11 protein-coding genes are annotated in these 14,714 nt (G+C 73.6%); 3 read left to right on the top strand and 8 right to left on the bottom strand.

The window, feature by feature from the left end; translation table 11 throughout:
* Window positions 1-128: 128 nt before the first annotated feature.
* From BMW99_RS01415 to rsmI, 7 genes are all read right to left on the bottom strand, one after another.
* The gene (locus BMW99_RS01415; protein WP_075016074.1) at window positions 129-1,763 is read right to left on the bottom strand and encodes an outer membrane protein assembly factor BamB family protein; all 1,635 of its coding nucleotides are present in this window, start codon (window positions 1,761-1,763) and stop codon (window positions 129-131) included.
* A 292-nt stretch (window positions 1,764-2,055) separates the two neighbouring features.
* Complete coding sequence (locus BMW99_RS01410) at window positions 2,056-3,846, bottom strand: ABC-F family ATP-binding cassette domain-containing protein (RefSeq protein ID WP_075016073.1); 1,791 nt, start codon at window positions 3,844-3,846, stop codon at window positions 2,056-2,058.
* Window positions 3,847-4,214: 368 nt separating this feature from the next.
* Window positions 4,215-5,129, bottom strand: coding sequence for a 4-(cytidine 5'-diphospho)-2-C-methyl-D-erythritol kinase (locus BMW99_RS01405; protein WP_075016072.1), 915 nt, complete (start codon window positions 5,127-5,129; stop codon window positions 4,215-4,217).
* Window positions 5,130-5,208: 79 nt separating this feature from the next.
* Window positions 5,209-6,069 carry a 16S rRNA (adenine(1518)-N(6)/adenine(1519)-N(6))-dimethyltransferase RsmA gene (gene rsmA / locus BMW99_RS01400; protein ID WP_075016102.1) on the bottom strand — a complete coding sequence of 287 codons (861 nt, stop codon included), beginning with the start codon at window positions 6,067-6,069 and terminating at the stop codon, window positions 5,209-5,211.
* A gap of 125 nt (window positions 6,070-6,194) precedes the next feature.
* Window positions 6,195-7,121 carry a TatD family hydrolase gene (locus BMW99_RS01395; protein ID WP_075016071.1) on the bottom strand — a complete coding sequence of 309 codons (927 nt, stop codon included), beginning with the start codon at window positions 7,119-7,121 and terminating at the stop codon, window positions 6,195-6,197.
* A 121-nt stretch (window positions 7,122-7,242) separates the two neighbouring features.
* Window positions 7,243-7,650 carry a hypothetical protein gene (locus tag BMW99_RS41860; RefSeq protein ID WP_075016070.1) on the bottom strand — a complete coding sequence of 136 codons (408 nt, stop codon included), beginning with the start codon at window positions 7,648-7,650 and terminating at the stop codon, window positions 7,243-7,245.
* 454 nt (window positions 7,651-8,104) lie between these two features.
* Window positions 8,105-8,965 carry a 16S rRNA (cytidine(1402)-2'-O)-methyltransferase gene (rsmI, locus tag BMW99_RS01385; protein WP_075016069.1) on the bottom strand — a complete coding sequence of 287 codons (861 nt, stop codon included), beginning with the start codon at window positions 8,963-8,965 and terminating at the stop codon, window positions 8,105-8,107.
* 165 nt (window positions 8,966-9,130) lie between these two features.
* On the opposite strand from rsmI, the gene BMW99_RS01380 reads away from it, so the two are divergent.
* Entirely contained in the window at window positions 9,131-10,855 is a 1,725-nt protein-coding gene (locus BMW99_RS01380) for a dolichyl-phosphate-mannose--protein mannosyltransferase (RefSeq protein ID WP_069464292.1), read from the top strand.
* Between the two features lie 363 nt (window positions 10,856-11,218).
* Window positions 11,219-11,956, top strand: a complete 738-nt coding sequence (locus BMW99_RS01375; RefSeq protein WP_069464293.1) for an alpha/beta fold hydrolase — start codon at window positions 11,219-11,221, stop codon at window positions 11,954-11,956.
* A gap of 96 nt (window positions 11,957-12,052) precedes the next feature.
* Here BMW99_RS01375 and BMW99_RS41080 read toward each other — a convergent pair whose 3' ends face one another.
* Window positions 12,053-12,724: a DUF4253 domain-containing protein gene (locus BMW99_RS41080; protein WP_069464294.1), complete on the bottom strand. Its 672-nt coding sequence runs from the start codon at window positions 12,722-12,724 to the stop codon at window positions 12,053-12,055.
* A 341-nt stretch (window positions 12,725-13,065) separates the two neighbouring features.
* On the opposite strand from BMW99_RS41080, the gene BMW99_RS01365 reads away from it, so the two are divergent.
* Complete coding sequence (locus BMW99_RS01365; RefSeq protein ID WP_075016068.1) at window positions 13,066-14,709, top strand: penicillin-binding transpeptidase domain-containing protein; 1,644 nt, start codon at window positions 13,066-13,068, stop codon at window positions 14,707-14,709.
* The last annotated feature ends 5 nt before the right edge of the window (window positions 14,710-14,714 follow it).

The raw sequence follows: 14,714 nt of genomic DNA, 5'->3' as shown, positions 1-14,714 counted from the left end.
AACGCCGCGCGCCCCCAACCGGGGGAAACGTTCCGGCAATTCCGGAAACGCCATCCGGCAGGGGGCGCGGCGGCAACCTGCGCGGCGTCCGCGCGGGCGTCCTCGCCCGCGCGGCCCGCCCGGCCTGGTCAGCCGTAGGCGATCACGTACTTCTGGTCGTCGTTGCCGGCGTACATCGTCCGGTTGATGAGGTAGAACTGCCCGTCGTGCCACTGCGGGTACTCACCCGAGCCGGACGTGTCCAGCGCGTCGTAGGCGTCCTGGGGGAACGACGCGTACGGGCTGATCGCCCCCGTCGCCGGGTCCACGGTGACCAGTTGGCCCTGCACGTTGTAGCTCGGCGGCTCGTACGCCAGCACCTTGTCGCCGACGAAGTCCAGGCCGGTGATGGCGTGCTTGCCGGTGGGCCGGGCGATCCACTTCTGCTTGCCGTCCGCGAGGTCGAACGCCACGATGCCGCCCAGCACCTGGCCCTGGGCGTCGCGCTGGCTGTCCAGCGTCAGGTACAGCGTGTCCTTGGACACCAGAACGTTGTGCACCGCTTCCTGCTCGGTGCCGTCGTCGTCGATGTCGTACTTGTCGGTGCCGAGCGAGACCCGGGACTGCAGGCGGCCGTCGACCAGTGACACCACGTCGGTCTTCAGCTTGGACTCGGTGCCGATGATCACCACCACGGGGTCGGTGGACACCACCGCGTTGACCTGGGTGCCGGCCGGTGCGGTCCACGTCCACTTCGACTTGCCGTTGTTCGCGGGGTCGATCAGCTGGACCTTGTACGTGCTGTAGCCGCAGTTGACGACCGCCACGAACTGCTTGCCGCCGGCGTAGCCGTCGTCCTTGCACTCGCCGTCGCCGCCCTGCCACAGCACCTTCTGGTCGCTGAGCCGGTACGCGATCGAGCCCTCCAGCCAGTCGATGCCGACCGCGTCGCCGCTGATCGCCATCTCGCTGTAGTGGAAGGTGCTGTCGTTGGCGCCGGCCGCGCCCGGCAGGTCCTTGGTCCAGGCGACCTTGCCCGTCGCCATGTCGATGACCATGACCTTCTCGCAGTTGCGGCCGTACTGGATCGCGGCCAGGTTGTTCCACGCGTCGCGCGCCGCGGTGCACTCGCCGCCGGAGACCGCCGGCACCGTCCACGCGACGGCGCCGCTCGACCGGTCGTACCCCACGACCTTGTCGACCTGGTTCTTCACCACGTACTTGTCGGTGAACCAGACGCCGATGACCTCCTTGAGGTTGTCCTTCTCGGCGACCGTGTCCCCCTTGGCCTGCCACTTCAGCGACAGCGAGGTGTTGTGCGAGGACCCGGTGGGGCCGCCGCTCGTCCCCTGCGAACCGCCCGAGTCCGCCTGCGGCTTGGGCTTCGGGTCGTCGCCGCCGCCCTTCGTCGCGAACCACACGCCGCCCCCGACGACGAGCACCGCGGCGACCACCGCGGCGACGATCCCGACGACCTTGCCGGAGGAGCGGCCACCGCCGGCCGGAGCACCCGGGTACTGCTGCGGGTAGCCGCCGGGCGGCGGGGTCTGCCCGTACCCGTACGGCTGCTGGGGGTAGCCCTGCGGCTGGCCCGGATAGCCCTGCTGCTGCCCCGGGTAGCCGTAGCCCTGCGCCTGCGGCTGTGGCGCCTGCGGCGCGCTCGGGTACGGCGGCGGGGGCTGCTGCGGGAACTGCTGCTGGGGGAAAGCGGGTTGGGTCGGTGCCGCGTACGGGTTCTGGGCCGGCGGCACCGGTGCGGCGTACGGGTTGTCGGACGGCGGCACCGGAGGCGGCGTCTGGGGGCCGACCTGTGTCGGGGTCGGCGGGGCCGGGTAGCCGTACCCGCCCGGAGGAGGAGGAGGAGGCGTCTGCGCCCCGCCCTGCGCCGGACCCTGCGGAGGCGGCGGAACGGCGCCGTCCGACGCCCCGAACTGGGGCGGGTTTCCAGGGGGCGGGGGCGGCTGCGACATCGGCAGGTCCTCTTCGTACTTCGCTCAGGTGTCGGACGGGCGGTCATTCTTTCTACCACCCGGCCCTCTTGACGCCTCAGCCCGGAGCCGTTCCGTTACCGCCCTGCTACACGTCCTCCGCGAGCTCCAGCCAGCGCATCTCCAACTCCTCGCGCTCGTCGCGCAGTGCGCGCAGTTCCGCGTCGAGCGAGGCCACCTTCCCGAAGTCCGTGGCGTGTTCGGCGATCTGCGCGTGCAGCTTGTTCTCGCGGTCGCCGATCTTGTCCAACTGCCGCTCGACGCGCTGCAGTTCCTTCTTGGCCGCGCGGGTGTCGCCGGCCGGCTTCTCCTTGGCGGGCGGCGGCGGGGGCGTGGCCTCCTCCGCGGCCTTGCGGCGGCGCTCCAGGTACTCGTCGACGCCGCGCGGCAGCATCCGCAGCGTCCGGTCGCCCAGCAGCGCGAACACCCGGTCGGTGGTGCGCTCCAGGAAGTAGCGGTCGTGGCTGATGACCACCATCGACCCCGGCCAGCCGTCGAGCAGGTCCTCCAGCTGCGTCAGCGTCTCGATGTCGAGGTCGTTCGTCGGCTCGTCCAGGAACAGCACGTTGGGCTCGTCCATCAGCAGCCGCAGGATCTGCAGCCGGCGCCGCTCACCGCCGGACAGGTCGCCGACGGGCGTCCACTGCTTCTCCTTGGTGAAGCCGAACCGCTCGCACAGCTGGCCCGCGGTCATCTCCCGGCCCTTGCCGAGGTCGACCCGCTGCCGCACCGACTCCACGGCCTGCAGCACCCGTTGGGCCGGGTCCAGCTCCGCGACCTCCTGCGAGAGGTACGCCAGCTTCACCGTCTTTCCGACGACCACCCGCCCGTGCGCGGGCTGCACCTCGCCCTCGCTTGCGTCCGCGTCGGCCAGCGCGCGCAGGAGCGAGGTCTTGCCGGCGCCGTTGACGCCGACCAGGCCGATCCGGTCGCCGGGGCCCAACTGCCAGGTCACATGGGCCAGCAGCTCCTTGGGACCCGCGGTGACGGTCACGTCCTCCAGGTCGAACACCGTCTTGCCGAGGCGGGAGTTGGCGAACCGCATCAGCTCCGCGGAGTCGCGCGGCGGCGGCACGTCCTCGATCAGCGCGTTCGCCGCCTCGATGCGGAAGCGCGGCTTGGAGGTGCGGGCGGGGGCGCCGCGGCGCAGCCACGCCAGCTCCTTGCGGACCAGGTTCTGCCGCTTGGTCTCCTCGGTGGCCGCGATCCGCTCGCGCTCGGCCCGCGCGAAGACGTAGTCGCTGTAGCCGCCCTCGTACTCGTAGACGGTGCCGCGCTGCACGTCCCACATGCGGGTGCAGACCTGGTCGAGGAACCAGCGGTCGTGGGTGACGCACACCAGCGCGGAGCGCCGGGCCCGCAGGTGGCCGGCCAGCCACGAGATGCCCTCCACGTCCAGGTGGTTGGTCGGCTCGTCCAGGACGATCAGGTCCTGCTCCTGGATGAGCAGCCGGGCCAGCGCGATGCGACGGCGCTCGCCGCCGGACAGCGGGCCGATGACGGTGTCCATGCCGTCGGGGAAGCCGGGCAGGTCCAGCGAGCCGAACAGCCCGGTCAGCACGTCGCGGACCCGGGCGTCGCCGGCCCACACGTGGTCGGGCCGGTCGCCGACGACCTCGTGCCGGACGGTGGCCTTCGGGTCCAGCGAGTCGTTCTGGGTGAGCACCCCGAAGCGCAGCCCGCCCTGGTGGGTGACGCGGCCCGAGTCCGGCTCCTCCAGCTTCGCGAGGATGCGGACGAGGGTCGTCTTGCCGTCCCCGTTGCGCCCCACGACGCCGATCCGGTCCCCCTCCGAGACGCCCAGACTCAACGAGTCCAGCAGCGTCCGGGTCCCGTAGGTCTTGCCGACGGCTTCGACATTGACGAGATTGACGGCCACGTCGGCACTTCTCCACGCTTCAGCTGGGGGATCTCCGACCTCCCACCCTACTTCCCCGCGCCGCCACCTCCGGCCCGCCCGAGGAGCGCCCCTTGCCCCCGGGGCATCCGTCCGTGCCGCGCCCCGCCCACACCAGGGCCCCCCTCAGGGGCGCGAGGTCCCCTAGCCTTCGGCCGGGAGCTGCCCCCAGCGCGAGCGACCCACCACCGGCCGGTGGCCCGGCGGCGACAGCAACGACCCCACCCGGCCGGACCAGGGGCGCGGGGTCCTCCAGCCTTCGGCCGGGAGCTGCCCCCAGCGCGAGCGACCCACCACCGGCCGGTGGCCCGGCGGCGACAGCATCGGCCCCACCCGGCGGGTGGCAGCCCCTAGGCCGGGAGGAGGGTGGCGCCCGGCGCCGGGGCCGGAGCGGGGCGGGCCGCGGGCCCGAGCGCGTGGGCCAGCTTGGCCGCCGTCTCCTCGTCGGAGACGAGGAACGCGCAGGTCGGCCCCGACCCGGACACCACCGCGGCCAGCGCCCCCGCGTCCTCGCCGGCCCGCAGCGTCCGCGCCAGGTCCGGCCGCAGGGACAGCGCGGCGGACTGCAGGTCGTTGGAGAGCGTCGCGGCCAGCGCGTGGACGTCACCCGCGCGCAGCGCGTCCAGCAGGCGGGGATCCGCCGCCGGCACGGCCACGTCGTCGACGCCGTCCCCGGCCCCCCGCTCGCGCCGGAGGCGATCGCACTCGCGGTAGACGGCCGGCGTGGACAGCCCGCCCTCCGCCGCGGCGAACACCCAGTGGAACGCGCCGCCCACCTCGAGCGGAGTGAGGATCTCGCCGCGGCCGACGCCGAGCGCGGCCCCGCCGGCCAAGGCGAACGGCACGTCGCTGCCCAGCTCCGCGCAGATCGCCAGCAGCTCCTCGCGCGGCGTTCCCAGGCCCCACAGCGCGTCGCAGGCGACCAGCGCGCCCGCCGCGTCCGCGCTGCCGCCGGCCATGCCGCCGGCCACCGGGATGTCCTTGCGGAGGTGCAGGTGGACCCGCGGCTCGATGCCGTGGCGCTCGGCCAGGACGATCGCGGCGCGCGCCGCGAGGTTCGACGCGTCGAGCGGGACGGACTCGATGTCCCGGCCCTCCCCGCTGATCCGCAGGCCGGCCGCGGGCGCGGCCGTGACGTGGTCGTACAGCCCGACGGCGAGGAAGACGTTGGCCAGGTCGTGGAAGCCGTCGGGCCGGAGCCCGCCCACGGCGAGCTGGACGTTGACCTTGGCGGGCACGCGGACGGTCACGGAGGCGGCGGTCACGGGCGGGGGCTCCTCGGGGGCGGTACGGCGCGGGTCGGTTCGGACGGACGGTGCCGGGGCCGGTGCGGCGGGCGGCGGGTCACGGGCGGGACACCGGTGCGGACCGGTCCGGGCGGTGCTCGGCGATGGCGGCGAACTCCTCGACGGTCAGCGCCTCCCCGCGGGCCTGCGGGGAGATCCCCGCCGCGACCAGCGCGGCCTCCGCGGCCGGCGCGGACCCCGCCCATCCGGACAGCGCGGCCCGCAGCGTCTTGCGGCGCTGGGCGAACGCCGCGTCGACCGCCGCGAACACCTCCTCGCGCGAGGCGGTGGTGCTCGGCGGGTCGCGGCGCACCAGCGAGACGAGACCGGAGTCCACGTTGGGCGCGGGCCAGAAGACGTTGCGCCCGATGGCACCGGCCCTGCGCACGTCCGCGTACCAGTTGGCCTTCACCGACGGCACGCCGTACACCTTGTTGCCGGGCTGCGCGGCGAGCCGGTCGGCGACCTCGGACTGCACCATCACCAGGGTGCGCTCGATGCTCGGGAACGTCGCGAGCATGTGCAGCAGCACGGGGACGGCCACGTTGTACGGCAGGTTCGCGACGAGCGCGGTGGGCGGCGGCCCGGGCAGCTCGGCGACCTGCATCGCGTCGCTGTGCACCAGCGCGAACCGGTCGGCGCGCGCGGGCAGCCGCGCGGCCACGGTGGCGGGCAGCGCCCCGGCGAGGACGTCGTCGATCTCGATGGCGGTGACCCGGTCGGCGGCCTCCAGCAGCCCCAGGGTGAGCGACCCGAGCCCCGGGCCGACCTCCACGACGACGTCCTGCGGCCGCACCCCCGCGGTCCTGACGATCCGCCGCACCGTGTTGGCGTCGATGACGAAGTTCTGGCCGCGCTGCTTGGTCGGGCGCACGCCCAGCGCGGCGGCCAGTTCCCGCACGTCGGCCGGGCCGAGCAGGGAGTCCTGGTCGCCCGGGGAGTCCTGGGCGCCGGGGGCGTCCGGGTCGTGCGCCTCGTGCGCGGGGCCGTCGGGGGGTGTCGTACTCACACCCGCAAGGCTATCGGCACCGCGCCGGACGCCCGTCAGTACGCGAAGGCCCTGGCGGTGTTCTCGGCGATCGCCGCGGCCAGCGCGTCCTCGTGCGTGCCGCGGGCCGCGGCCATCGCGCGCAGCGTGACGGGGATGAGGTACGGCGCGTTGGGGCGGCCCCGGTACGGCACGGGGGTCAGGAACGGCGCGTCGGTCTCCACCAGCAGCCGGTCCAGCGGGGCGACGACGACGGCGTCCCGCAGGTTCTGCGCGTTCTTGTAGCTGACGTTGCCCGCGAAGGACAGGTAGTAGCCGTGGTCGGCGCACACCTTCGCCATCGCCGCGTCGCCGGAGAAGCAGTGGAAGACGACGGTGTCCGGCGCGCCCTCCTCGTCGAGGAGGCGCAGCACGTCGTCGTGGGCCTCGCGGTCGTGGATGACCAGCGCCTTGCCGTGCTTCTTGGCGATGGCGATGTGCCGGCGGAAGGAGTGGTGCTGGGCGGCGACGCCGTCCGGGCCGGTCCGGTAGTAGTCCAGGCCGGTCTCGCCGACGCCGCGGACCTGCGGCAGGGCGGCGAGCGCGTCGATCTCGTCGAGCGCCTCGTCCAGCGCGGCCGTGCCGCCGCCCGCGCGGACCTGCCCGCCGGCCCGCGGGTGGGTGGCCTCGGCGTCGCCGTGCACGATCCGCGGGGCCTCGTTGGGGTGCAGGGCCACGGAAGCCCAGACGGCGGCGTGCGCCGCGGCGGTCTCGGCGGCCCAGCGGGACCCGGGCAGGTCGCAGCCGACCTGGATGAGGGTGGTCACGCCCACCGCGGCGGCCTGCGCGAGCGCCTCCTCGACGGTGCCGGACTGCATGTCCAGATGGGTGTGCGAGTCGGCGACCGCGACCCGCAGCGGCTCGGGCGGCGGCGGTGCTGCCTTCTTGCCGTCCGTGCGGGACCGGACCTGGGCCGCGGTGCTGGGGTCTTCGTGGCTCGCCATGGGCCCGATCCTAGGGACTTCGGGCGCGGCCGCGATCGCGGGCCCCGCCCGGCCGGAACGCCCGCCCGGCCGGAACGCCGGACCGGGCCTGAGCCGGGCCGGGCCTCGGTCGGACCCGGGTCTACGGCGCGGTCCGGCGTGTGGTGCCGTCCTCGGGGCGCGGCGGCTCCTGCCCGTGCCTGCGGTGCAGCATGTGCAGCGTCGGCCAGTGGTGGGTGCGGTGCACTCCGCGGTCGTGCTCACCGTGCTCCAGCGTCCACCGCTGTGCCACGGCCTCGGAGACCTGGCCGGAGCCCATGATCCGCACCCGGTGCCCGTCGCAGTTGTCGCAGGTGGGACGGGTCAGCGGTGACGGCACCTCGACGCCGTCGGCGCGGTACGTGACGTACGGACGTCCCGCGGCGTCCTGGTGGTGCTCGATCTCGTAGGTCTGCTCCCAGCAGTGTCCGCAGTTCATGCAGGCGAAGGAGTACGCCTCGGTGGCGGTCTGCCCGCCCGTGCCGCGGTCGCTTCCGACGGTGTCGCTCATGGCAGCTCCTGCGTGCCCTCCGGGCCGTTCGCCCGGACTGGGACTTCCCACCTCCCAGCGAACGCCTCCCCGCCCGATGACGCGGCGGGGCTTCCGACTCTTGGGGGAGATTTGGCGCTTATGTGGGAGTTGGGGGCTGTTGCTTTGCCTTGCCCCAAGTCTAGGTCCGCGCCCCAGGGGCCCGGGAGCCCCGGAGCCGGGCCCGGGAGCCGGGGCCCGGCTTCGTAGCGCCGGCGGGCGGGCACCGCGTCGCTCGCAGGCGGGCGCGGCCGCCCTGGGCCGGCGCCGTACCGCTCGCGGGCAGGCACCGCCGCCCGGGACCGCCGCCCGGGACCGGCATCGGGACCCGCCCGCCCGGGTCGGACGGCGCGGCGCCGTGGCGTCGAGCGGCGCCGTGGCGTCGGGCGCAGCAGTGGGTCGGGCGCAGCGCCGAGGGTCAGGTGGCGCCGGGGGTTCAGGCGGAGCCGTGCTTCGCGGCCACCACCGCGTCGAAGACCTCGCGCTTGGGCAGCCCGGCCTCGACGGCGACCGCCGCGATCGCCTCCTTGCGCCGCTCCCCCGCGGCCTCCCGGGCCGCCACGCGGCGGACGAGCTCGGCCGGCTCCAGGTCGGCGGGACCCGGCTCGGGGGCGCCCTCGACGACCACGGTGATCTCGCCGCGCACGCCTTCGGCGGCCCACCCCGCCAGCTCGGCCAGCGGGCCGCGGCGGACCTCCTCGTACGTCTTGGTCAGCTCCCGGCACACCGCGGCCCGCCGTTCGGCGCCGAACACCTCGGCCATCGCGGTGAGCGCGTCGGCGATCCGGTGCGGGGCCTCGAAGTAGACGAGGGTGCGGCGGTCGGCCGCGACCTCGCGCAGCCGGGCGGTCCGCTCGCCCGCCTTGCGGGGCAGGAAGCCCTCGAAGCAGAACCGGTCGACGGGCAGCCCGGAGACCGCCAGCGCGGTCAGCACCGCGGACGGACCGGGCACGGCGGTGACCGGGATGCCCTGCTCGACCGCGGCGGCGACGAGCCGGTACCCGGGGTCGGAGACCGACGGCATCCCGGCATCCGTGACAAGCACCACACGCGCGCCGCCGAGCAGCGCCTCGACCAGCTCCGGGGTGCGGCCGGCCTCGTTGCCCTCGAAGTAGGAGACGACCCGTCCGGAGACCTCGACGTCCAGCGCCTGGGTGAGGCGGCGCAGCCGCCGCGTGTCCTCGGCGGCCACCACGTCCGCGCCGGCAAGTTCGGTGCGCAGCCTGGGCGGTGCGTCCGCGGGGTCGCCGATGGGGGTTCCGGCCAGTACGAGGACGCCTGCGGCTGCGCTGTTCACCCCGGCATCCTCCCATCACCGCCGCGGCCCGGAGGCGCGGGCGGCGGGGCGCGGGCCGCGGGCGGGGCCGGCCGGGGGACGGGGAGCGCACGGAGATAGGGGGCAAAACCGGTCGGCCGCCGCCGGGCACATCGCTTTCTCAGGTCGTTTCCCTACGATGGCCCGGTGACGAGTGACACCGCGACGCAGGACCGCGTCGACGAGGAGGTCCGGGCGCAGGCCGACGCCAGTCCCTGGGCGCGGCGGCTGCGCCGCTTCGGGTACACCGAGCGGCCGCGGACCGACACGCGTGAGCGCCTGGTCCCGCCGTTCCCCGAACCCGGGACCCGCCTGTGGCGGACCGTGGGGCTGGGCCCGGCGGCGGCCCACCGGGCGGCGCGGTGGTCGGGCTGGCTCGGACCGCTGCTCGTCTCCCTGTTCGCCGGCGGCATCCGCTTCTGGCACCTGGGCAGCCCGCGCGAGGTCGTCTTCGACGAGACGTACTACGCCAAGGACGCCTGGGCGCTGCTCAAGCTGGGCTACGAGGGCAGCTGGCCGGACGGCAAGATCTCCAACCCGCAGATCCTGGCGCACCCGCAGACCATCCCGCTGTCGGACGCGCCCGGCTACGTGGTGCACCCGCCGATGGGCAAGTGGGTGATCGCGGCCGGCGAGTGGATGTTCGGCCTCAACCCGTTCGGCTGGCGCTTCATGATGGCGCTGCTCGGCTCCCTGTCTGTGCTGATGCTGTGCCGGATCGGGCGGCGGCTGTTCCGCTCCACCGCGCTGGGCTGCGTGGCCGGCACCCTGATGGCGTGCGACGGCCTGCACTACGTGATGAGCCGCATCGCGCTGCTCGACCTCGTGATCATGTTCTTCGCGCTCGCCGCGTTCGGCTGCCTGCTGGTGGACCGGGACTGGGCCAGAGCGCGGCTCGCGGCGGCGCTGCCGGTCGGGGAGGACGGCTTCGCCGGGCCCGACCGGCACACGGGCGAGCGGGTGGGCATGGGCTGGCGGCCCTGGCGGCTGGCGGCCGGCGTCCTCCTGGGCCTGGCCGCGTCCAGCAAGTGGAACGGCCTGTACTTCCTCGCCTTCTTCATGATCATGACGGTGCTGTGGGACGTCGGCTCGCGGCGTATCGCGGGCGCCCGCCGCCCGTACGTGGCGGTGCTGCGCAAGGACCTCGGCTGGTCGGTGCTCTCGATGCTGCCGGTGGCGCTGGGCACCTACCTGCTCACCTGGACCGGCTGGTTCGTCACCGACGGCGGCTACTTCCGGCACTGGGCGGACGACCGCGGCGGCACCTGGTCGTGGATCCCCGCGCCGCTGCGCAGCCTGTGGCACTACGAGCACGAGGTCTACAAGTTCAACGTGGGCCTCCACACCCCGCACCCGTACCAGTCCAACCCGTGGAGCTGGCTGGTGCTGGGGCGGCCGGTCTCGTACTACTTCGAGTCGCCCAAGTACGGCCAGGACGGCTGCCACACCGCGTCCGGCTGCTCCCGCGAGATCCTCGCCCTGGGCACGCCGCTGCTGTGGTGGTCGGCCTGCTTCGCGATCGTCTACCTGCTCTTCCGGTGGGCGATGCGCCGCGACTGGCGGGCCGGCGCGATCCTCTGCGCGCTGGGCGCGGGCTGGCTCCCCTGGTTCAACTTCCAGGACCGGACGATCTTCTACTTCTACGCGGTCGCCTTCGTCCCCTACCTCTGCCTCGCCGTCGCCATGATGGTCGGCGCGTTCCTCGGCCCACCAGGCGCGAGCGAGGGCCGCCGCATGTGGGGCGCGGTCGGCGCCGGCACCCTCGTCCTCCTGATCATCTGGAACTTCATCTACTTCTTCCCGATCTACACGGGCATGACGATCCCGTACTCGGGCTGGCAGGCGAGAATGTGGTTCGACTCCTGGATCTAGCCAGGTCAGCGATGTGATCCCACGTGACGCGGGGCCCCGCACCGGTTCGCCGGTGCGGGGCCCCCGGTCGTTGGCGGTCGTCCTCGGCGGCACCCCAGCCACCCCGTTGCACTGCGGGTGCTTCCCTTCCGTGCCAGACTCCCCTTGAGCAGAATTCCAGACAATAGGGGACAAACCGCTACGGGCTCCCGCCCCCTGCGTGCAGAGGGCGTGGGCTTCGGTCGACCGGTCCCGTCGGTTCCGCACGGGAGATCAGCGGCCATGACGCGCTGACGCGAAGACCCCTTCCTCAGTCCGCAATTCCCGGTCCCAGCCCGGACGGTGAGCAAGAGGCCGGCCGGAGATCACCTGAAGGAGACATCCATGAGCGACGCGGCCTCCTCCGCCAGTGGCCCCACGGTCGTGCTGGTGCACGGGGCGTTCGCCGACGCCGGCAGTTGGGCATTCGTCACCGAACGCCTCGTGGCCGCCGGCGTGCCCGTGCGCGCGATCGTCAACCCGCTGCGCGGCATCAGCCACGACGCCGCCTATGTGGCCAGCATGATCAACCAGATCCCCGGCCCGGTCCTGGCCGTCGGCCATTCCTACGGCGGTGCGGTCATCACCAACGCCGTCCCGCGGACCGGCAACGTCGTCGGCCTGGTGTACGTCGCCGCGTTCGCCCCCGACGAGGGTGAGCTCCTGGGCGACATCGTGGGCCGCTCGAAGGACAGCGTGCTGACCAGCGCGCTGGAGGAGTACCAATACCCCACGGGAAACGGCTCCGAGACCGCCACCGAGGTTCTCATCGACGCCGCGAAATTCCGCTCGGTCTTCACCGCCGACCTCCCCCAGCGCCAGTCCGACGTCTACGGTCTCTCCCAGCGGCCCATCGCCGCCGGCGCCTTCGCCGAGAAGAGCGGGCCCCCCGCGTGGAAGAACCTGCCCGTCTGGGCGGCCGTGGGCACGGCGGACACCGCGGCCGGCGCCGACGTCGTCCGTGAGATGGCCCAGCGGGCCGGCGCCGACATCACCGAGATCGAGGGCTCCCACGTCATCATGATCTCGCAGCCCGACGCCGTGACCGAGGTCATCCTCAAAGCGCGGAAGAGCGTCTCCTGACACCGCCGGATCGAAGCGACCTGTCGCGACCCCGCGCCGATGCTCCGGTGCGGGGTCGCGGCGTTCCCGGACGTGCGGGTACCGGCGCGGAGCGGGTCAGTCCCACCAGAAGGACCAGATGGGGTGGTTGAGGATCTGGTGGGCGGCGTGGGCGCGGAGGGTTTCGTCGAAGCCCTGCGTAATGGTGTCGGGGGCGAACGCGAAGTGTTCCGCGGCGACGGCCTCGGCGTCGGCCGGGGTCCCGGCGGGGGCCGCGACCGAGAGGATCAGGCGGTCGTCACCGAGGCCCACCAGCCGGGTGCCGAAGCGTTCCTCCCAGGAGCGCAGGACGGTGCAGAGCTCGGCCATGTCGTACGGCCAGGAGCCCGCCAGGTCGCGTTCCTCGGCGAGGGCGGGCAGGTCCGTGCTGCGGTACGGCCGGTCGAGCAGGCACGACTCCGCGTCGTCGTCATCCCCGCCGTCGGCATCCCCGTCCTCCCCGTCCGCGTCATCCCCGCCGTCGCCATCCCCGTCCGCGGCCTCGTGCAGCGCGGCCAGCACCCGCGCCGCCACATGATCCGCGTCCGCCGGGAGTGGGGACGGCGCGGCGGCGAGGCCGGGCCACCGCGCGCCGAAGGGGGCGACGACCTCCTCGAACGAGTCGGGCTCGCCGAAGGCTTCGACGACCCGGCCCCGTCCCGGGAACTCCGCGCCGGCCTCCGCGATCGCCTCCCGGGCGTAGTCCTCCCAGCTCTGCCCCAGGATCCGGTCCGCCGTCGACGCGTCCATCGCACATCTCCCCTGCTCTTCCCGATGAGTTCGCCCGGAGGCTAGCGCCCGCGTCCGACAGCCCGGCGTCCCGCAGACCCGCCTCCCGCTGACCGCCTGCGGACGCGTCCCGTATGCGGACCGAACCGCCCCGCGACGGTCCCGAGGGGTACGATCGCGCGGGTCGGCGCCGCGGCCGCGCGCCCCGGCCCCGACGAAGAAGCGGCCCGTCGCGTTCCTCTTCATAAGGTTTCGGCACGAACCCGTGGCCTGATCGAGACCTGGCTCAAAGGGAGGCGCCGTAGAGTCGCGAAAGCGCGTTCATTGAACGCGTTCAAGGGGAGGGGGACCGGGCTGTGCCCATGTCGAGAGGCGCCAAGGCCGGAATCATCGGAACCGTGTTCGCCGGCATGCTGGGGGTCGCGGGATTCGGCGCGTACAACATCTTCAGCGCACTGGACACCGGCGGCGGGGGCGGCGGCAGCGGGGGCACGTCCAGCCCGACGGCCGCCCAGGCCGACCGGACGCCGTCGGCCAAGGAGGTCTCGGAGACCGGCACCGACTTCCTGACGGCGTGGGCCGGCGGGGACGTCGTGCGGGCGGCGGGCATGACGGACGCGGCGTCGACCGCGACCGACGGCCTGCGCGGCTTCGCGTCCGACGGCCACATCACCAAGGTCGAGATCACCCCGGGCACGCCCGCCGGGCAGGCCATGCCCTACACCGTCGTGGCGCACGTCGACTACCAGGGCAAGGAGACGCTGCTGCAGTACGCCACGTCCCTGACCGTCGGCGTCGACGCCAAGGGCGACCCGGCGGTCAAGTGGGCCCCGTCGGTGCTGTATCCGGGGCTGGCGGACGGCGACCGGATCGTGACGGGCACCGCCAGGACGCCGGACCTCGACATCGTCGACCGCAACGACAAGACGATGACGGGGCAGCAGTACCCGTCGCTGGCACGGATCTTCGACGACTTCGCGACCAGGTACGGCGACAAGCTCAAGGGGGGCACCCCGAGCGTCGAGACCTACATCGAGAAGTCCGACGGCTCGCAGGGCAAGACCCTGGTGACGCTGGTGAAGGGCAAGGGCAAGCGCCTGCGGACGACCCTCGACTCAGGACTGCAGGCCGCCGCCGAGAAGGCGGTGGCCGGCAAGAGCCAGGCCGGCACCGTCGCGCTCGACACCCGCACCGGCGGCATCCTCGCGGTCGCCTACAGCCCGGCGACGGGCGTCGACAACGCGCTCCAGGCGAAGGAGGCGCCCGGTTCGACGTTCAAGATCGTCACTGCGGCGGCCCTGATCGAGGGCGGGCTCTCGCCGAGTTCGCCGGCGCCCTGCGTGAACGGCGCCAACTACAAGTACGGCCGCGCGTACCACAACGACAGCGGCGTGCACGACAACCCCGGCGCCAATCTGGCCTGGGACTTCGCCGTCTCCTGCAACACCGGCTTCATCAAGCAGGCCGGCCACCTGCCGGGCGGCGGACTGACCAGCACGGCCCGGCAGTTCGGCCTGACACAGGCGTGGAACGTCGGCACCCCCACGCCGGACGCGCAGCCGACGATGCCCGATCCCGGCGGTGACCAGGACGAGTTGACCTCGGAGATGATCGGCCAGGGCCGGCTGCAGATGAACCCGCTGATCATGGCCTCGGTGGCCGCGACCGCCGCCACCGGCACGTTCCACCAGCCGCTGATCGTGGACCGGGACCTGATCGACGGCACGATCGCGTCGTCGCACTCGCTGCCGTCCGGCGTCTCCACGAAGCTGCGCTCGCTGATGCGCGGCGCCGTCACCAACGGCACGGCCAGCAGCGTGATGCGCGGCTTCGGCTCCGACGCGGGCGCCAAGACGGGCTCCGCGGAACTGGAGGGCGCGGCCGCGCCCAACGGCTGGTTCACCGCGTACGACGGCCATGTGGCCGCGGCCGCTCTCGTGCAGGGCGGTGGCCACGGCTTCGCGTCCGCCGGCCCCATCGTGGCGGCCGTCCTGCGGGCGTCGTGACCGGG

Origin of the sequence: Actinacidiphila rubida, from assembly GCF_900110255.1 — a bacterium.
In the GTDB taxonomy this organism is placed as follows: Bacteria; Actinomycetota; Actinomycetes; order Streptomycetales; family Streptomycetaceae; genus Actinacidiphila; species Actinacidiphila rubida.
This window is presented reverse-complemented; position numbering and strand designations above follow the sequence as displayed.